Source organism: Neisseria weixii, assembly GCF_002327085.1.
Lineage (GTDB): Bacteria > Pseudomonadota > Gammaproteobacteria > Burkholderiales > Neisseriaceae > Neisseria > Neisseria weixii.
In genome coordinates this window covers 912,358-931,706 of the sequence record NZ_CP023429.1, presented here as the reverse complement: position 1 = coordinate 931,706, position 19,349 = coordinate 912,358, and the positions used below count along the sequence as shown (strand labels likewise).

The window sequence follows — 19,349 nt, the reverse complement described above, 5'->3', positions numbered from 1 at the left end:
CTTTTTAATGCGGAAACACGATAAAATAACCGCCTTTGTAGTTGAATCGGATATTAAGGTTTCCTATGTTGTGGACGGTGTTGATTTTCCTTCTGTTGTGCGCCATCGGCGGATTGTTGTGGTTTCATTACCAGCAAGACCAACAATGGCGGCAGGAGCTTGGCCGCATGGAAAGCGGTGAAAGCGATGACTCGGCCGAATTGGCAGCACAATACACACAAAATTCTGAAGAAGCACAAATGGCGCAAAATTTCGGCCAGCAAGCCAAAGTTGCCTACGGCAGAGCCGTCGCTCGCTTGCGCCTGTTGGCCGCGCAACGTCATACAGCGAAATCAGCAGATAATGAGCAGAATGAATTAGAGTATGTTGATGATTCTTCTGCTTTTTCAGATCAGTCGTATCACGAGGCTGAATTGGAGCAAGCTGCGGAAGAAACCGAATTTACGCGACAGTTTCAACAACACACCTATCAAAAAGTCAATCAACCTGTGCAGCCATTGGAGGAAGCGCAAGAATTTATCCGTCCGGCGCGTGCGTCTAAACGCTTGTCTGCCGTGCCTGACCCCGTGATTGTACCTTTTGAAGAAACCAATATTCCTGACTATGTGCCGCGTAAGGTGCAGGGAGCGGCTTTTGAAGAAATCACTTTGGAAGATGCCACGCGATCGTTAAGCGAAGCCGTGTTACAGGAAATGGCCGAACAAAAAAACATTAAAAAACAAGCATTCGAAGAAACTCAAACGGTTCAGACGGCCTCACCTCAGCCTTCACGCCGTCCGCGACAAGATTTAGAAGTGATTGATTTGAATGATCCGGCGTTACGCCGTACGCGTGAGCGCGTATTGGCTCAAGTGGAAGAAATCCACATTAATCCGGCGCAGCCGCCGCGTATCGAGTCAGCACAAAATGCCTTACGCACGGTGGAGCGCGAAACCATTCCGGTGAAAGATATTCCGAGCCGTTGGGATGAAATCAATGTGGAGAAAATCCATTCGAATCTGGCACGCCAAAGAGCCGCCCGTAGCCGGCTGGCCGCTGCTGTGGCACCGATTCAAGACTATCAGCCGACCATTATTCAAGATGATGAAATTTTAGCGAATCTGTCGCAAAGCACTTCTCCTCTGAACCGCCGTATGCAGCCGATTCGGCGCATCGACACCCGCACGCGCGAAAGCGTGATTCCTGATTCGGTAGTGGTTGAAAAAAGCAGCGCAGTGGTGCAACCTGCCAAACCGGCACCCAAAGCCTCGCGCTTCCAAAACAATGAAGCGTTTATTTCACGTCAGCCAGCGCCGAATGCCACCGTTGTCGAACCGCCCGTTGTGCCTAAAGTCGAGCCGGTCCCGGTGAATATTCCTGAGTCCCCCGCTTTTAAAGAACCGCCTGCTGTGACCCTGCCGGAAGTGTCGGTGAATGTGCACGTGAGCAATCGCCCGTTGCGTTCGCTGCAAGACTTTTTAATCAGCGAAACCGAAGAAATCATTACCGAGCCCAAATCCACCGTTCAGAAGACCTTGGATGAGGCGACGGTATCCGTGTTCGAACAACGTGTGCATACAGTTGAAAATGAACTTATGCCGTCTGAACGCCTGCATGATACGGCTGGCTTTGACGAATACGCGTCAGTAAACGGTGAGAATCATGAAGAGGCCCAATGGCCTGAACAAGGTAATGAAGTGGCAACGCCTGTGTCTACTAAAGCGAACTATCCCATCAGTCAAACGGTGTCCGTGGCTCATCAATCATCTGCGATGCCGTCTGAAATAAATCTACCGAGTGTAGATTTGCTGTTGCCACCGCAATTTGATCCGACTGCCACTCAAACCGAAGAAGCCTTAATTGAAAACGGCATCATCATTGAAGACAAATTGGCCGAGTTTAAAGTCAAAGTCAAAGTGGTGGATTCTTATTCCGGTCCGGTGATTACGCGCTACGAAATCGAGCCGGATGTCGGCGTGCGCGGCAGCGCGGTGATTAATCTGGAAAAAGATCTGGCACGCTCTTTGGGAGTGGCTTCTATCCGTGTGGTCGAAACCATTCCGGGTAAAACCTGTATGGGCTTGGAATTACCGAACCCGCGCCGCCAAATGATACGCTTAAGTGAAATTTTCAATTCACCGGTGTTTACCGAATCAGAATCCAAGCTGACTTTGGCCTTAGGGCAAGACATTACGGGTGAACCGGTCATTACCGATTTGGCCAAAGCGCCGCACTTACTGGTGGCCGGTACCACCGGTTCCGGCAAATCGGTGGGCGTGAACGCTATGATTCTGTCGATGCTCTTTAAAGCCTCGCCGGAAGATGTGCGCATGATTATGATTGACCCGAAAATGCTGGAATTGAGCATTTATGAGGGTATTCCCCATCTGCTTGCCCCGTGGTGACCGACATGAAATTGGCTGCCAATGCGCTCAATTGGTGTGTCAATGAAATGGAAAAACGCTACCGCCTGATGACTGATGCCGGAGTGCGTAATTTGGCCAGCTTCAATCAGAAAATTGCCGAAGCCGCGGTGCGAGGCGAGAAAATCGTCAATCCGTTTACGCTCACGCCGAATAATCCGGAGTATTTGGAAAAGCTGCCGTTTATCGTGGTGGTAGTGGATGAGTTTGCCGATTTGATGATGACGGCCGGTAAGAAAATCGAAGAATTGATTGCCCGCTTGGCGCAGAAAGCCCGTGCTGCGGGTATCCATTTGATTTTGGCCACCCAGCGCCCGAGCGTGGACGTGATTACCGGTTTGATTAAAGCCAATATTCCGACACGCATTGCGTTTCAAGTTTCGAGCAAAATCGACAGCCGTACCATTCTTGATCAAATGGGCGCGGAAAATCTGTTGGGGCAAGGCGATATGCTATATTTACCGCCGGGAACCAGCTATCCGCAGCGCGTACACGGCGCGTTTGCTTCCGATGACGAAGTACACCGCGTGGTGGAATACCTGAAACGATTCGGCGAACCGGATTATGTCGAAGAAATTTTGAGCGGCGGCGTGACCGAAGATTTGCCGGGCACGGGTAGCCGCAGCGACAACGATCAAGACCCGATGTATGACGAAGCCGTTGCCTATGTGGTGAAAACGCGTAAAGCCAGCATTTCCGGTGTGCAGCGTCAATTGCGTATCGGCTACAACCGCGCCGCACGCTTGGTCGAACAAATGGAAGCCGACGGCATTGTGTCATCGGCAGAAGCCAACGGCAACCGCAGCGTATTGGTGCCAAGCAGCAGCCATTTAGATAAGGTCTAAACTCAATCGAGGCCGTCTGAAAGTATTTAGCTTAGGGGCTGTACTAGATAATTAGGGAAATCTAATTTCAGGTTAGAATAATCCCTATGAGAAGAAGCCGTTTAAGTCAGTACAAGCAAAACAAACTGATTGAACTGTTTATTGCGGGTGTTACTGCCCGTACTGCAGCTCAATTAGCCGGTGTTAATAAAAACACGGCAGCCTGTTACTTTCATCGTTTGCGCGTACTGATTTTCCATAACAGCCCGCATCCGGAAATGTCTGATGGCGGAGTAGAAGTTGATGAAAGCTGTTTTGGCGGACAGCGCAAAGGCAAACGTGGTCGCGGTGCAGCCGGCAAAGTCGCTGTATTCGGGCTTCTGAAGCGCAACGGCAAGGTTTACACCGTTGCTGTGCCCAATACACAAACTGCCACTTTATTGCCGGTAATACGTGAGCAAGTAAAGCCTGACAGTATTGTTTACACTGATTGTTACAAAAGCTATGACGTACTTGATGTGAGTGAGTTTAGCCACTTTCGCACCAATCACAGCACTCACTTTGCTGATCGGCAAAATCACATCAACGGAATTGAGAACTTTTGGAATCAGGCAAAACGCCGCTTACGTAAGTTTAACGGCATTCCCAAAGAGCATTTTGAGCTGTATTTGAAGGAATGTGAATGGCGTTTTAACCACAGTGAGATAAAGTCTCTTGTTCTATTTTAAAACAATTAGTAAAGCAGAATTTATTCTAGTTATCTAGTACAGCCCCAAAAATAATTACATGATTTATAACTTACTGAAAATAAAGCATACATTGATGTTTGTTAATTTATAATTAGCCATAATCCAACCAAAATTAACATGTATAAACCGCCTTTGACATGCATCTCCGTTATATTGCATATGTATTCAAAATTAGGAAAATGCTGTGTGTGTTGTGTTGAAATCCTCTCTTGTATTTCAGGTTTTATCGTTTGCAGCCTTATTAATGTGGAGCAATGTCATTTATGCCGCACCCCATTCTTCACAATTGGATGATTTCCATCCCAATTGCAATTTCCGCCAATTAAATCTGACCCAAGAGCAACACTCTGCGCTGCGCCGTATTCGTTCCGATTATAAAGTCGCTGCCGACAAAGCCTATAAAAAAGAACAGCGTACCGACCGCACACGCCGCCGTAATATTATGAAGATTTTGATCAATCCTAATTTTGATCAAAATAATGCACGTGATTATGTTGAAAGCCGCTATCTGTCGCGTATGGATTTTGCTGTTGACGAATTGGCAATCCAACACCGAATTTATCATCTGCTAAGTCCGGTCCAACGTGAAGTTTGGATGAATACCTGTTTACGTTAATATTGTTTCGCACCCAATCAAAAGGTACTTTTTCAAGTGTCTTTTGTTAATCGATTACACGCTGTTCAGGCAAGCGCCCTGCCCAATCGCAGGCAAACTGCCATGCCGATCGGCCTGAGCGGTTGCTGCGCATTTGCGCCCACAATAAAGCGGCTTTTCTAGCTGTTTCATCGTATGGCACGCCAAAGTTGCCCAACCAATTTTCCACCGCCTGCAAATAATCATTTTGGTCAAACGGATAAAAGCTCAACCACAAACCGAAGCGATCCGATAAAGAGACTTTTTCTTCTACAGCTTCTTTTTGATGGATTTCACCGCGAATGCCGGTGGTACCGCCGTTTTCATCCATGTATTCGGGCATTAAATGGCGACGGTTAGACGTGGCGTATACCAACACATTACTACAACGTTGCGACAAGCCACCGTCTAAGGTGGTTTTTAATGCTTTGTAGGTTTCATCACCAGTTTCAAACGACAAATCGTCACAGAAAATAATGAATTTTTCATCATGTCCGGCCAAAAGCGGCAACAATGCCGGCAACGTTATCAAATCACTTTTATCCACCTCAACCAAACGTAAGCCTTGATCGGCGTATTCATGCAGCAACGCCTTTACCAACGATGATTTACCCGTGCCACGCGAACCGGTCAGCAACACATTATTCGCCGGACGGCCTGCTAAAAACTGTTCGGTATTGCGAATCAAACGCTCGGTTTGCGAGCCGACTGCTGCCAAGCGACTAAGCGGGAAAGTGTGCGGATTGGGCAGACTTTCCAAAACACCTTTGCGCCCCACACTTTGCCAACGATAAGCCAATGCGTTCCAATCAATAGCAGCTTGCTCTGACGGTAAAATCAAATCCAATCGGCTTAATACCGCATCGGCTTTTTTTAAAAATTCAGCTAGTTCCATAGTGTTTTTCTTTTCAGACGGCCTGTCATTTATTTTGCGCCATCACACGTAAAACGGTATCGACAATGGCTTGTGTTTGCGGATCGATTTCAATATTGATTTCATCACCGACTTGGCGGGCACCGAATAAAGTGCGCTGTAAGGTTTCGGGAATCAGGTGTACATTGAATTCATCATCGGTCACTTCACCAATGGTGAGGCTGCAACCATCCAAGCCGACAAAGCCTTTAGTTAGGATGTAAGGCTTCAAATCCGCAGGAAGGCGAAACCAAAGCGTGCGGTTGAATTCGTTTTCTTCAATACGCGTAATCGTGGTGGTGGCCATCACATGGCCACTCATCACATGACCGCCTATCTCGTCGCCAAATTTAGCAGCCCGCTCCAAATTGACCCAATCCCTGCTTCCAGACGGTCTAAATTGGTTTTGGCTAAGGTTTCGTTCATCAAATCAAAGCTGACTTGATTGGTATCAATTCCGCTAATGGTCAAGCAGCAGCCATTGTTGGCAACGGATGCGCCGATTTGCAGATTATCAGCCATACCGGGCGGCAGCTCGACAATATGGGTACGGAAATCGGGCGATAGTTGGTTCACGGCAACAATGCGCCCCATGCCTTGTACAATACCTGTAAACATTTTAATGCCTTGTCTTTTTGATTAATAGAATTGTAACGCAAAATTCAATAGGCCGTCTGAAAGCATGTGTATTTTTCAGACGGCCTGAGACCTCTGCAAAACCTCTTTAAAAGCCCACGCATACAAAATCAACGTTATTCCCGCGCAGACGGGAATGACGGCCTGTAGGGTTTATTGGTGTTCATGAGTTTTGCGAAGGTCTCTATTTTTCAGACGGCTCGTGACTGGATCATATTTATCCAAACAAAAAACCGAATCATCTGATTCGGTTTTTATCACTAGGCCGGGTGAAGGATTACAGTGCGTCTTTCAATGCTTTACCGGCACGGAATTTAGGAGTTTTAGCAGCAGCAATGGTCAAAGGCTCACCAGTTTTAGGGTTGCGGCCTTGACGCTCGGCACGTTCGCCAACGTAGAAAGTACCAAAACCTACTAAAGTGACAGTGTCACCTTTTTTCAGCGCTTCGGTTACGGCATTAGTAGTCGCATCCAATGCTTTTTGGGCAGCCGCTTTTGAAATACCAGCTTCTTGAGCAATCGCTTCGATTAATTCAGACTTGTTCACAATCAGTCCCTTCCTATCGTTGAAAATAATGGAGAACCCGATGATTCGGGCTTTTCGTACTTTTGAGTACCTGTGTGCTTTATAGCAATTCTGAAATTACCATGTCAAGCGAAAAGATACGGAATTGCTTTATTTTTCAGGCTTTGCAAGCAAACCCGTATCCTTTTACAACACATTTACACCAAATCAGTGTTTTGTCGCTTTGGCTCTTGACGGCTTGATTTTCGGGCTTTCGGCCAAGGTTTCCACGCTTTCCAACGGTGCTTGCCAAGGCTGCGGCTGATATTCCAAACCTAAAGCCAATACTTCGTCAATCCATTTCACAGGATGGATTTCCAAACCGGTTTTCACATTTTCCGGAATTTCTTCCAAGCCTTTAACGTTGTCTTTCGGAATCAACACATGCTTGATACCGCCGCGCAATGCCGCCAGCAGTTTCTCTTTCAAACCGCCAATCGGCAATACTTCGCCGCGCAAGGTAATCTCGCCCGTCATCGCCACATCAGCGCGCACCGGAATGCCGGTAAACGCAGAAACCATCGCCAAAGTCATGGCAATACCTGCGCTCGGGCCGTCTTTCGGCGTAGCACCTTCCGGTACATGCACGTGCATATCTTGCTTCTCGTAGAAGTTCGGCGCCAAACCGACTGATTCGGCACGTGAACGCAATACCGACCAAGCCGCAGTCACCGACTCCTTCATCACATCGCCCAATTGGCCGGTCGATTGAATGTTGCCTTTACCCGGCAAAGCCACGGCTTCTACGGTCAATAATTCGCCGCCAACTTCCGTCCACGCCAAACCGGTTACCTGACCCACACGGTTTTCATTCTCAGCCACACCGAAATCAAAGCGACGCACACCCAGATAATCATGCAGATTATCGGCATTTACCACAATCGCTTTCAGTTTGGTTTTGCGGGTTTTGGCTTTTTGTGCATCTTCTTTCAGTTGCACCGCCATCACCACTTTGCGGCAGATTTTAGCAATTTCGCGGTCAAGCGAGCGCACACCGGCCTCACGTGTGTAATAACGCACGATATCGCGTACGGCAGATTCTTCAATCACCATTTCACCATCACGCACGCCGTTGCGTTCCATTTGCTTCGGCACCAAATACTGCATTGCGATGCTGACTTTTTCATCTTCGGTGTAACCTGACAGGCGGATGATTTCCATGCGGTCGAGCAAGGCCGGTGGAATATTCATGCTGTTGGAGGTGGCGATAAACAGAACATCGCTCAAATCGTAATCCACTTCGACGAAGTGATCAGAAAACGCGTTGTTTTGCTCCGGATCGAGTACTTCCAACAAAGCCGAAGCCGGATCACCGCGGAAATCATTGCCCAATTTGTCGATTTCATCAAGCAAGAACAACGGATTTTTCACTTCTGCTTTAATCATGCTTTGAATGATTTTTCCCGGCATCGAACCGATATAGGTACGGCGGTGGCCACGGATTTCGCTTTCATCTTTCACGCCACCCAAAGCCATGCGCACATATTTGCGGCCTGTGGCTTTGGCAATCGATTGGCCCAACGAAGTTTTACCTACGCCCGGCGGACCGACCAAACACAGAATCGGCCCTTCAGTTTGTCGCTGCGTTTTTGCACCGCTAAGTATTCCAAAATACGCTCTTTAACTTTTTCCAAACCGAAATGGTCGGCATTCAATACCAAATCTGCTTTGGCAATATCTTTGATTACGCGCGTTTTTTTCTTCCACGGCAAATCCAGCAACGTATCGATGTAATTGCGTACCACAGTCGATTCGGCCGACATTGGCGGCATCATTTTCAGCTTTTTCAATTCGCTCAAAGCTTTTTCTTGCGCTTCTTTGCTCATGCCGGCTGCTTTGATTTTGGCTTCCAGCGCATCCAGTTCGCCGCGCTCGTCTTCTTCACCCAATTCTTTCTGAATGGCTTTGACTTGCTCATTCAGATAATACTCACGCTGCGATTTTTCCATTTGGCGCTTCACACGGCCACGGATACGCTTCTCAACCTGCATGATGTCGAGTTCGGCTTCTAATTGACCCAGCAAAAATTCCATGCGGCCAACAATGCTGGCAGTTTCCAAGATTTCTTGACGTTGCTCCAGCTTCAATTGCAAATGCGCGGCAATGGTGTCTACCAAGCGGCTGTTTTCACTGATGCCGTTAATGGTATTCACCACTTCGGCCGGAATTTTTTTGTTCAATTTGGCGTATTGCTCAAATTGTGACAATAAAGTACGGCGCAGCGCTTCCATATCAGGATTGGCTTCGTCTTCATTTTCATTCACGGCTTCAACGTGCGACAAGAATAAATCGCCTTTGTCTTCCACGGTCAGGGCACGGGTACGGCGCACGCCCTCTACCAATACTTTGACCGTGCCATCCGGCAGTTTCAATACCTGCAACACTTGGGCAACCGTACCCATGCGGTGCAAATCTTTGGCAGAGGGCTCTTCGATATTCGGATCCAATTGCGCCAGCAAAAACACCGGATCATCGTTGCTCATCGCCATTTCCAGCGCAGCAATCGATTTGGGGCGGCCGACAAACAGCGGCAGCACCATATGCGGATAAACCACGACATCACGCAGCGGCAAAGTGGCCAGCGTGCTGTATTCCTCAAAATATTTGTTGTCTTCTGACATATGTGTATCTCTTGCGGTTTTGAATCAAGTTGTCTCATAAGTTGGGCTGAAAGATTGGATTTCAAGACTTGAAAATCGGCTTAATGCGCATATTTGCCCGATAACTATTTTAAATGCAAGGACAAGTCAGGTTAACAAGGCTTGGCGTTTGCATTAAAATATGCCTGAACACAAAATCAGGCCGTCTGAACAGCATTGATCGGCTTTCAGACGGCCTTAACTAAGGAATACCTCATGTCTGATCAAACCCATACCCCCGAGCAAGCCGAAACCCTGCTTGAGTTTCCGTGTATCTTCCCGTTAAAAGTGATGGGCATTACCCATCCTGAATTTGTCAGCTCTATTTGACTGCGATTCAGGAACATGCTCCAAATACCACCGAAGCGCATGTAACCACCCGCCCAAGCAGCAAAGGCAACTACACCGGCGCCACTATAAAAATTGAAGCCACCAGCAAAGCGCAGCTTGACAATATCTACCGCATCCTGACTTCGCACGAAATGGTGAAAGTGGTTTACTAAGATGAAAATCGTGCAGAAAGGCTTGGTAGAATATCAGCCGACATTCGAAGCGATGAAAGCCTTCAATGCCAATCGCGACGAACATACTGAAGACGAATTATGGGTGGTGGAGCATCCTCCGGTGTTTACCCAAGGTTTGGCCGGCAAGCCCGAGCATTTGCTGATTCGCGACAATATTCCCGTAGTTCAAATCGACCGCGGCGGCCAAATCACTTATCACGGCCCCGGCCAATTGGTGATTTACACCATGATTGACTTCAAGCGCCGCAAAACCAGCGTGCGCCGCATCATTTCTGCACTCGAAAACAGCATCATCGCCACATTGGCCGAATACAGCATTGAAGCCGCTGCCGACCCGAAACGCCCCGGCGTATATGTTGGCACACGTAAAATCGCCTCGCTCGGCCTGCGCATCAAAAACGGATCGGTGTATCACGGCTTGGCTTTGAATGTAAATATGGACTTAAGCCCGTTTAGCCACATCAATCCTTGCGGCTATGCCGGTATGGAAATGACCCAAATCGCGGATTTCATCAATCCGTGTCCAACGCTTGCGCAAGTGGCCGATAAGCTGACCGGCCATCTGAATACGCAACTGAACTCGAAAGAATCATGATGAGCGAAATTAAAATTGACCACCCCAAACGCGGCGTAAAATTGCGCGGTGCCGACAAAACCGCCCGCATTCCGATTAAAGTGGTACCGCTACAGGAAAAATTGAAAAAGCCGGAATGGATTCGTGCCAAATTACCTTCTAAAAAATTCTTTGAAATCAAAGATATTTTGCGTGAACAAAAAATGCACACGGTGTGTGAGGAAGCATCTTGCCCGAACATCGGCGAATGCTTCAGCAAAGGCACGGCCACCTTCATGATTATGGGGGATATTTGTACCCGCCGCTGCCCGTTTTGCGACGTGGGTCACGGCCGTCCCAACATGTTAGATCCAGATGAACCGCAAAATCTCGCCGAATCTGTTGCCGCGATGAACTTACGTTATGTGGTGATTACTTCCGTTGACCGCGATGATCTGCGTGACGGCGGTGCGCAACACTTTGCCGATTGTATTAAAGCCATCCGCGAGCGCAGCCCGAACACCAAAATCGAAATCCTTGTGCCTGACTTCCGCGGCCGCTTGGACATTGCCCTAAAAATTTTGGCTGAAACCCCTCCGGATGTGATGAACCACAATTTGGAAACCCATCCGAGCCTGTATAAAAAAGCCCGCCCGGGCGCCAACTACCAACACTCATTGGATTTATTGCGCCGTTATAAAGAAATGATGCCGCACATTCCGACCAAATCCGGCATCATGGTCGGCTTAGGCGAAACCGATGAAGACGTGCGCGAAATCATGCGCGATATGCGTGCCCACAACATCGAGATGATTACCATCGGCCAATATCTGCAACCTTCAGACGGCCATTTGCCGGTATTACGCTATGTCACGCCTGAACAATTCAAAATCTTTGAAAAAGAAGCGTATGAATTGGGCTTTAGCAACGCTGCTATCGGCGCGATGGTTCGCTCCAGCTACCATGCCGACGAACAAGCTGCCGAAGCGCTACGCGAAAGCCACGGAAGTGGTTGCAGCCACTAAGTCAAACACTTTTGTCATGCCGTCTGAACTTTTCAGACGGCATGATTTTTCATTTTCTATTATTGGTCGATAAAGCTTTAAAAAGCTTTTATGCTATACTTCAAGCAAAATATGCATAAAAGTGCCATATACTTTATTTTCCTAACAACCTGTTTTAATAGGAAGTAATGGCACATTTCAAACATCATTCAGACCTTTTGAAAATTAAAACAAAATAAAACTATACTTTTTCTTAATTTATGCGATAATAGCTAAATAAATTCTTAGAAAATCCGTGACAACACTTACAGAAAGCACCATTATGTCAGATGAAAAAAGCAAAGCCCTTGCCGCTGCCTTAGCCCAAATCGAAAAAAACTTCGGTAAGGGCTCCATCATGAAGATGGACGGCAGTCATCAGGAAGAAAACTTAGAAGTAATCTCAACCGGCTCGCTCGGCTTGGACTTGGCTTTGGGGGTAGGCGGTTTGCCGCGCGGGCGCGTGGTCGAAATCTTCGGCCCGGAATCATCAGGTAAAACCACTTTATGTTTGGAAGCAATTGCGCAATGCCAAAAATCAGGTGGTGTGTGCGCGTTCATCGATGCCGAGCATGCATTCGACCCGATTTATGCGCGCAAATTGGGAGTGAAAGTAGAAGAGTTGTACCTTTCCCAACCGGATACCGGCGAACAGGCCTTGGAAATCTGTGACACCTTGGTACGCTCCGGCGGTGTGGACATGGTAGTGGTTGACTCGGTAGCCGCATTGGTGCCGAAAGCCGAAATCGAAGGCGAAATGGGCGACAGCCATGTTGGTTTACAAGCGCGCTTAATGAGCCAAGCTTTGCGTAAACTGACCGGCCACATCAAACGCACCAACACTTTAGTGGTATTCATTAACCAAATCCGCATGAAAATCGGCGTGATGTTCGGCAGCCCGGAAACCACCACCGGCGGTAACGCACTGAAATTCTATGCTTCCGTCCGCTTGGATATCCGCCGTACCGGCCAAATCAAAAAAGGCGACGATGTGATTGGTAACGAAACCAAAGTCAAAGTGATTAAAAACAAAGTGGCCCCCCATTCCGTCAAGCCGAATTTGATATTCTGTATGGCGAAGGCGTGAGCTGGGAAGGTGAATTGATCGATATCGGCGTGAAATACGACATCGTTGAAAAATCCGGCGCATGGTACAGCTACAACGGTGCGAAAATCGGCCAAGGCAAAGACAACGTACGCCTGTGGCTGAAAGAAAATCTGGAGGTCGCCAACGAAATCGATGCCAAAATCCGCGCAGCAGTCGGCATCAACATCGACATCACCGAAGGTAAAATCGACGATACCGATGGCGAACGCCCTGAAGAGTAAAACCGTAACAACAACGTAGGCTTAATGCCTCATTAAAAAAAGAGCAGGTTTGACACCTGCTCTTTTTATTTTGGTTGGCTTTTGGATACCAATGCCATCTCAAAATAAATATCCTCCAGCTTAAAGCTTGGGCATTTTCTCCTCACGAATTGGTAAATTCAACAGAGCAGCCACAGCGGCAAACGCCACATCAGCGTACCACATCCAGCTGTAATCACCCAAAGCCGTAAACGCAACCCCACCCAAATACACGCCCAGAAAACCACCAATTTGATGGGACAACAAAGTTAAACCGAATAAAGTAGCCAAATAACGCAAACCGAACAATTTACCGGTAATCGCGGCAGTCGGCGGCACAGTGGCTAACCGCGTCAAACCCAGTCCGAAGGCGAATAGGTAAAACGTCCAGTCGGTGCGCGGCAGCATCAAGTAAACCAAAATCAGCAATGCACGCGAACCATACATCCAAAATAAAATATATTTACTGCGGAATTTGCCCACACACCAGCCTGCTGCCAAGCAAATTGGCGAGGCCGATAATCGCCAGCGACCACGAAGCCACCGTCGGCGGCAAACCACAAAGCCACTTCAGTCGGCAAATGCATCACAAAAAAAGCAATGTGAAAGCCGCAGGTAAAAAAGCCCAGATGCAACAAAATATAGCTGCGGTCTTTAAATGCCTGGGAAACGGCTTGTTTTAAAGTCTGTTCAGATGGCACATTCGAGGCCGTCTGAACAGCCACCACTCCCGATTCCCTGCGTGTCAGCCAACGTGCAATCGGAATAATTAGCAAACTCACCAGCGCCGAAACATACATGGCACCGCGCCAACCGATGGCAGGTAAAAAAATCAGTCCTTGCAACACCGGCGAAAACAAAAATTAGCCGAACGAACCGCCTGCATTGACCACGCCCGAAGCCGTACCGCGCATTGATGGCGGCAGCTTATTGGAAACTTGGCTCATCAAAATCGAATGGCTGCCCGCACCGGCACCCATCGCCAACATTATGCCCATGTTTAAAGGTCAAACCCCAAGTGGTGGTAAGCGACGGTATTAGCACACAGCCAATAGCCAGAATAACCGTCCCCCGCAACAACACCGGCCACGCACCGAAACGATCCGCCAATACGCCCGACAGCGGCTGCATCACGCCCCACATCAATTGGCACATCGCCATCGCAAAACTGATACCGGCAATACTCAACGTCGTGGAATTTACCATCGGCTGCACAAACAAACCGAGCGACATCCTGATGCCCATGGTAATCATCAGCACCGCCGCCGCTGCAAACGCAATCAGCCACAATAATTTCGTTTGATGAGTCTCTGTCTGCATATTTTCTTTTAATGGGTAGTAATACATAAACAAAGCCGTCTGAAACCAATATTCAGACGGTATTCATGACTTCATTAAACCTTAATCCGTCTGCCTGTCTGAGCGCTTTCATAAGCTTTTTCAATCAAGCCCAACACCTGCGCCACTTGCCGTACATTGACTGCCAAAGGCCCGCCTTCAGTGAAGGCAGCATAAAGATTCCGATAAAACGCACCATAATCGCCGCGTTCGCCCGGTATGGTTTGGCGCATGACTTGGCCGTCAATTTCCGTGTGCAACACGCCCCATTCTTGCGGTGTTTCCACATTCCAATCACCCTCAGGCAACATACCGCTGACCAGCAAGGCTTCCTGATTGTCCGCATCCTGTTTGATGTACGAACCTTTTTTACCGTGCAGCGTCATAAACGGCAACGGCTCGCGGGCATATTTGGTGCCGATAAGCGAAACTTTCAGGCCGTCTGAATAATACAGCGCGATGTCGAAATTATCGTCGCTCAACGCGCCCTCGTGCTGATGGCGGATATCTGCATAAATTTCAGACGGCATACCCAATAAATCCACCGCCATATCCAATAAATGCGAGCCCAAATCATACACCAAGCCCACGCCTGCGCCGCCCGTTTCCTTCCAGCGTTTTTTATTTAAACCTACCGCATAACGTTCAAAACGAAATTCCGCATCGACAATCTCGCCCAACAGGCCGTCTGAAAGCAGCTTTTTCGCCGTAAGCGGCGCACTGTCCCAACGCCGGTTTTGATAAACCGTCAACAACACGCCCTGCTTATCAGCCAAATCGGCCAAGATTAACGCTTCTTCCGCCGTGGCACACAGCGGCTTTTCCACCACCACATGCTTACCCGCCGATAAGGCTGCTTTGCCCAACTCAAAATGCGTTTGGTTTGGCGTGGTAATCACGATTAAATCCACGTCGTCAGTAAGCAAACTATCAAAACTGCGCACAATTTCCGCTTCCGGCAACACACTTTTCGCCTTGTCGCTGCTGCGTTCAAATACCTTCACCACCTCAAAACGACCGTCCGCACGCCAAAACGGCAGATGAAACACTTGTGCCGACATACCGAATCCGGCCAAGCCGATGTTGATTTTTTTCATTCGATTTCCTTTTCAGACGGCCTAATCACAGAATATCCGCTATAATAGCGCATTAATGAAACAGGCTATATGCTTGATTGACAAGATCCATGCCCAAGCCAGCTCAGACGGCCATCAGAAAGGACACATTATGCGAAAACCACAACGCGGCTATGCCCGCCAAGACCGGGTTCGTGAACAAATCATGCGCGAACTGGCCGAACTCGTCCGCACCGATTTGAAAGACCCGCGCGCCGGTTTCATCACCATCAACGAAGTCGAAGTCACCCGCGATTACAGCCACGCTACCGTGTTTTACACCGTATTGGACGACAGCACCCGCGAAATCACCGAAGAAGCGCTCGAGCATGCCAAAGGCCATTTGCGCAGCGAATTGGCCAAGCGCATCAAGCTCTTCAAAATTCCCGAGCTGCATTTCAAATACGACGAATCTTTAGAACGCGGCATGAGCATTTCCAGCCTGATTGACCAAGTGGCGGCGGAAAAGCCGGTAGAAGATTAAACCATCCATAATAAAGGCCGTCTGAAAAGCATTTAACCGGCTTTCAGACGGTCTTTTACAGTTAAAATCCCATGAATACCAAACCCAGCAAACGCCCTGTTAACGGCGTTTTATTACTCGACAAACCCGAAGGCTTGAGCAGCAACACCGCCCTGCAAAAAGCGCGCCGTCTATACCGCGCCGAAAAAGCCGGCCACACCGGTGTGCTCGACCCCTTAGCCACCGGCCTTTTGCCCGTGTGCTTCGGCGAAGCGGCCAAGTTCGCGCAATATCTGCTTGATGCCGATAAAGCCTACACCGCCACCCTGAAACTGGGCGAAGCCAGCACCACCGGCGATGCCGAAGGCGAAATCATCGACACCGCCCGCGCTGATATTTCCCTACAAGAATTTCAGACGGCCTGTACCGCGCTGACCGGCCCTATCCGCCAAGTACCGCCGATGTTTTCCGCTTTGAAACACGAAGGCAAACCGCTTTACGAATACGCGCGCAAAGGCATTGTGATTGAGCGCAAACCGCGCGACATCACCATTTACTCGATTGACATTCAAGAATTTGCCGCACCCAAAGCCGTGATTGACGTACGTTGCAGCAAAGGCACTTACATCCGTACCCTCAGCGAAGACATCGCCAAACACATCGGCACTTTCGCCCACCTGACCGCCCTGCGCCGCACCGAAACCGCCGGTTTCACCATCGCACAAAGCCACACGCTGGAACAATTGGCAGACTTAAGCGAAGCCGAACGCGACGCGCTCTTACTGCCTTGCGATGTGCTGGTGCAGCATTTGCCGAAGATCACACTCAATGACCACGCCGTAGAAATGTTGAAATTCGGCCAACGCCCGCAGTTCACCGAAAACATTGCGCATGAACAACCGATTCGTGTGTACAGCCAACAAGGCGAATTTATCGGTTTGGTTGAGTATCAACAAGACATAGGCCGTCTGAAAGCCTTGCGTTTGATGAATACGGCGAATACAAGCGAATAAAAACACAAAAGGCCGTCTGAAAAAATTTTTTCAGACGGCCTTTTTTCTATTCAATCAAATTTTCTATTCAATCAAAATCAACGCAATAATTGTTGCGATTCCCCACGCTCGGCGGCGTGAACCTTGTCTTGCGCGGCTTTGACATTGTTTTCCAAGCCCTGCACGCGCTCTAAATATTTGGCGTAATTGCGTTCATTGCCCAAGCGCACTTTCTTGCCTTCTTCCAAAGCGTGCTGCGCCTGCTGCAATTCGCGTTGCGCCGCTTCCAAATCGGCAGATGTGTTTGCTTGCGGCGTGCTTTCGCTGATGGCGACCGGCGCCGCAGTTTGATAAACGGGTGCCGAAGTATACACCGATGGGCGGCCGATATTGCTGGCTTTGCAGTTTTTGCCGCCGTCTTGGCTATAGACCTTGCGGCCTGAGCGGTCGGAGCATTCGTAAATGGTTGCGGCTTGGGCGGTCGAAACGAGCAAGGCCAAGGCGAGTAAAACGGTTTTTTTCATGTGATTCATCCGGTTTCAATCAATTCAAGCTATTGTAATGGATTCGCGTCAGGGTAAAACGCCGGTTTGCGTAAAAATAACTTGGCTAAAACCACTTCCACCAAATAAACACCAGCGCGGCAATCATGATCAGATTGGCGATGATAATCGGCGTCCAGCGTTGCGGCTGCTGGCGCACTTCGGTGGCATTGCGCGTGCGGCGGATATAGAAAAACGGGCTGAGCAGCATCGATGCCGCGCAAATCAGAATAATCACGGCGTAATAGATTTTTTCGGTTTCCAACGCGCTTCCTTTTCAGACGGCCTCTATAAAATATGCTACAATTTCGCCCGATTATAACACTCTATTTATAAAGGTTTTACAAAGAATGATTTCTACCAACGGCATTACCATGCAGTTTGGCGCAAAGCCGCTGTTTGAAAACGTGTCTGTCAAATTCGGCGAAGGCAACCGCTACGGTTTGATCGGCGCCAACGGCTCGGGCAAATCCACGTTTATGAAAATTCTGGGCGGCGATTTGGAGCAGACTGCCGGTGAAGTGGCGATTGAAAACGGCGTGCGCTTGGGTAAGCTGAAACAAGACCAGTTTGCTTACGAAGATATGCGCGTGTTGGATGTGGTGTTGATGGGACACACCGAAATGTGGGCGGCCATGACCGAACGCGACTTGATTTACGCCAACATGGATGCCACCGAAGACGATTACATGCGCGCGGCCGATTTGGAAGCCAAGTTTGCCGAATACGACGGCTACACCGCCGAAGCACGCGCCGCCGAATTGTTGAGCGGCGTGGGCATTTCTGAAGATTTGCACAATGCGCAAATGAGCGAAGTTGCTCCGGGCTTCAAATTGCGCGTGTTGCTGGCGCAGGCATTGTTTTCCAAGCCCGACGTGTTGCTGCTTGACGAGCCGACCAACAACTTGGACATCAACACCATCCGCTGGTTGGAAGGCGTATTGAACGAATACGATTCGACCATGATCATCATCTCGCATGACCGTCACTTTTTGAACGAAGTGTGCACCCACATGGCCGACTTGGACTACAACACCATCACCATCTATCCGGGCAACTACGACGATTACATGCTCGCTTCGGCACAATCCGCGAGCGCGCGCTGAAAGACAACGCCAAAGCCAAAGAAAAACTGCAGGAACTGCAAGAATTCGTGGCGCGTTTCTCGGCCAACAAATCCAAAGCCCGCCAAGCCACCAGCCGCTTGAAACAGGCCGACAAAATCAAATCGGAAATGGTCGAAGTCAAACCTTCTACCCGCCAAAACCCGTATATCCGTTTTGAAGCCGACGAAAAAGCCAAGCTGCACCGTCAGGCCGTGGAAGTGGAAAAACTGGCCAAGCGCTTTGAAACCCAGTTGTTCAAAAACCTCAACTTCATCTTGGAGGCCGGCCAGCGCCTGGCGATTATCGGCCCGAACGGTGCCGGTAAATCCACTTTGCTGAAATTATTGGCCGGTGCCTACAATGCTGAATATTCAGACGGCCTCACACCGGATGAAGGCACCATCAAATGGGCGGAAAAAGCCCACGTCGGCTACTATCCGCAAGACCATGAAAACGACTTCGGCGTCGATATGGACTTGAGCGAATGGATGCGGCAATGGGGTCAGGAAGGCGACGACGAGCAAGTCATCCGCGGCACCCTCGGCCGCCTGCTCTTCGGCAGCAACGATGTGGTGAAAAAAGTCAAAGTATTGTCCGGCGGAGAGAAAGGCCGCATGTTCTACGGCAAATTATTGCTGTTGAAACCGAACGTGCTGGTGATGGACGAACCGACCAACCACATGGACATGGAAAGCATTGAATCGCTCAACATGGCGCTGGAAAAATACAACGGCACGCTGATTTTCGTTTCGCACGACCGTCAGTTTGTTTCGTCGCTCGCCACCCAAATCATCGAGCTCGACGGCAAAGGCGGCTACGAACATTACTTGGGCGACTACGAAAGCTATTTGGAGAAAAAAGGCTTGGTTTGATTTTCCATTAAATGAAGCTGAAACTGAAACAGGCCGTCTGAAAAGTGAATCTGCTTTTCAGACGGCCTTACCCTTTGCCGAATGTTATAATC

General features: G+C 49.0%; 10 protein-coding genes and 8 pseudogenes. 10 read left to right on the top strand and 8 right to left on the bottom strand.

Features of this window, described 5'->3' with window-relative positions; genetic code table 11:
- The first annotated feature begins 65 nt into the window (after positions 1–65).
- From CGZ65_RS04685 to CGZ65_RS04675, 3 genes and pseudogenes are all read left to right on the top strand, one after another.
- A pseudogene (locus tag CGZ65_RS04685) lies at positions 66–3,247 on the top strand (DNA translocase FtsK).
- Between the two features lie 86 nt (positions 3,248–3,333).
- Positions 3,334–3,983, top strand: a pseudogene (locus tag CGZ65_RS04680) (IS1595 family transposase).
- A 236-nt stretch (positions 3,984–4,219) separates the two neighbouring features.
- A complete protein-coding gene (locus tag CGZ65_RS04675; RefSeq protein WP_096294999.1) occupies positions 4,220–4,591 on the top strand; it encodes a Spy/CpxP family protein refolding chaperone in 372 nt (123 codons plus the stop codon).
- Between the two features lie 46 nt (positions 4,592–4,637).
- Here the strand turns inward: CGZ65_RS04675 and CGZ65_RS04670 are convergent, their stop codons facing one another.
- From CGZ65_RS04670 to lon, 4 genes and pseudogenes are all read right to left on the bottom strand, one after another.
- Positions 4,638–5,504 carry an ATP-binding protein gene (locus CGZ65_RS04670; RefSeq protein ID WP_096294998.1) on the bottom strand — a complete coding sequence of 289 codons (867 nt, stop codon included), beginning with the start codon at positions 5,502–5,504 and terminating at the stop codon, positions 4,638–4,640.
- Positions 5,505–5,529: 25 nt separating this feature from the next.
- Positions 5,530–6,140 (bottom strand): annotated as a pseudogene (locus CGZ65_RS04665) (riboflavin synthase subunit alpha).
- 295 nt (positions 6,141–6,435) lie between these two features.
- On the bottom strand, positions 6,436–6,705 hold the full coding sequence (locus tag CGZ65_RS04660) for an HU family DNA-binding protein (RefSeq protein ID WP_066078839.1): 270 nt from the start codon (positions 6,703–6,705) through the stop codon (positions 6,436–6,438).
- A gap of 186 nt (positions 6,706–6,891) precedes the next feature.
- A pseudogene (gene lon / locus CGZ65_RS04655) lies at positions 6,892–9,344 on the bottom strand (endopeptidase La).
- A 234-nt stretch (positions 9,345–9,578) separates the two neighbouring features.
- Here lon and CGZ65_RS04650 point away from each other — a divergent pair.
- From CGZ65_RS04650 to recA, 4 genes and pseudogenes are all read left to right on the top strand, one after another.
- A pseudogene (locus tag CGZ65_RS04650) lies at positions 9,579–9,865 on the top strand (YbeD family protein).
- 1 nt (position 9,866) lies between these two features.
- Positions 9,867–10,481, top strand: coding sequence for a lipoyl(octanoyl) transferase LipB (gene lipB / locus CGZ65_RS04645; RefSeq protein WP_096294997.1), 615 nt, complete (start codon positions 9,867–9,869; stop codon positions 10,479–10,481).
- Positions 10,481–11,464, top strand: coding sequence for a lipoyl synthase (gene lipA / locus CGZ65_RS04640; RefSeq protein WP_096294996.1), 984 nt, complete (start codon positions 10,481–10,483; stop codon positions 11,462–11,464). Before lipB ends, lipA begins: the two co-directional genes overlap by 1 nt.
- A gap of 301 nt (positions 11,465–11,765) precedes the next feature.
- A pseudogene (recA, locus tag CGZ65_RS04635) lies at positions 11,766–12,811 on the top strand (recombinase RecA).
- Positions 12,812–12,931: 120 nt separating this feature from the next.
- Here the strand turns inward: recA and CGZ65_RS04630 are convergent.
- Positions 12,932–14,149 (bottom strand): annotated as a pseudogene (locus tag CGZ65_RS04630) (MFS transporter).
- Positions 14,150–14,223: 74 nt separating this feature from the next.
- Positions 14,224–15,264 carry a Gfo/Idh/MocA family oxidoreductase gene (locus CGZ65_RS04625; protein ID WP_096294995.1) on the bottom strand — a complete coding sequence of 347 codons (1,041 nt, stop codon included), beginning with the start codon at positions 15,262–15,264 and terminating at the stop codon, positions 14,224–14,226.
- Between the two features lie 130 nt (positions 15,265–15,394).
- Between CGZ65_RS04625 and rbfA the strand changes: the two genes are divergently transcribed.
- Both rbfA and truB read left to right on the top strand, forming a co-directional pair.
- Positions 15,395–15,766: a 30S ribosome-binding factor RbfA gene (gene rbfA / locus CGZ65_RS04620; protein WP_096296097.1), complete on the top strand. Its 372-nt coding sequence runs from the start codon at positions 15,395–15,397 to the stop codon at positions 15,764–15,766.
- Positions 15,767–15,837: 71 nt separating this feature from the next.
- Positions 15,838–16,758: a tRNA pseudouridine(55) synthase TruB gene (truB, locus tag CGZ65_RS04615; protein WP_096294994.1), complete on the top strand. Its 921-nt coding sequence runs from the start codon at positions 15,838–15,840 to the stop codon at positions 16,756–16,758.
- Positions 16,759–16,835: 77 nt separating this feature from the next.
- Here truB and CGZ65_RS04610 read toward each other — a convergent pair whose 3' ends face one another.
- Positions 16,836–17,261: a DUF4124 domain-containing protein gene (locus tag CGZ65_RS04610; protein WP_096294993.1), complete on the bottom strand. Its 426-nt coding sequence runs from the start codon at positions 17,259–17,261 to the stop codon at positions 16,836–16,838.
- 85 nt (positions 17,262–17,346) lie between these two features.
- Positions 17,347–17,544, bottom strand: a complete 198-nt coding sequence (locus tag CGZ65_RS04605; RefSeq protein WP_096294992.1) for a hypothetical protein — start codon at positions 17,542–17,544, stop codon at positions 17,347–17,349.
- An 85-nt stretch (positions 17,545–17,629) separates the two neighbouring features.
- Between CGZ65_RS04605 and CGZ65_RS04600 the strand changes: the two are divergent.
- A pseudogene (locus tag CGZ65_RS04600) lies at positions 17,630–19,257 on the top strand (ABC-F family ATPase).
- The last annotated feature ends 92 nt before the right edge of the window (positions 19,258–19,349 follow it).

Bases quoted from the DNA above. Each gene is read 5' to 3' on its own strand.
- lipB (WP_096294997.1), top strand. From the start codon at position 9,867: ATGAAAATCGTGCAGAAAGGCTTGGTAGAATATCAGCCGACATTCGAA.
- CGZ65_RS04610 (WP_096294993.1), bottom strand. From the start codon at position 17,261: ATGAAAAAAACCGTTTTACTCGCCTTGGCCTTGCTCGTTTCGACCGCC.
- CGZ65_RS04675 (WP_096294999.1), top strand. From the start codon at position 4,220: ATGTGGAGCAATGTCATTTATGCCGCACCCCATTCTTCACAATTGGAT.
- CGZ65_RS04670 (WP_096294998.1), bottom strand. From the start codon at position 5,504: ATGGAACTAGCTGAATTTTTAAAAAAAGCCGATGCGGTATTAAGCCGA.
- truB (WP_096294994.1), top strand. From the start codon at position 15,838: ATGAATACCAAACCCAGCAAACGCCCTGTTAACGGCGTTTTATTACTC.
- CGZ65_RS04625 (WP_096294995.1), bottom strand. From the start codon at position 15,264: ATGAAAAAAATCAACATCGGCTTGGCCGGATTCGGTATGTCGGCACAA.
- rbfA (WP_096296097.1), top strand. From the start codon at position 15,395: ATGCGAAAACCACAACGCGGCTATGCCCGCCAAGACCGGGTTCGTGAA.
- lipA (WP_096294996.1), top strand. From the start codon at position 10,481: ATGAGCGAAATTAAAATTGACCACCCCAAACGCGGCGTAAAATTGCGC.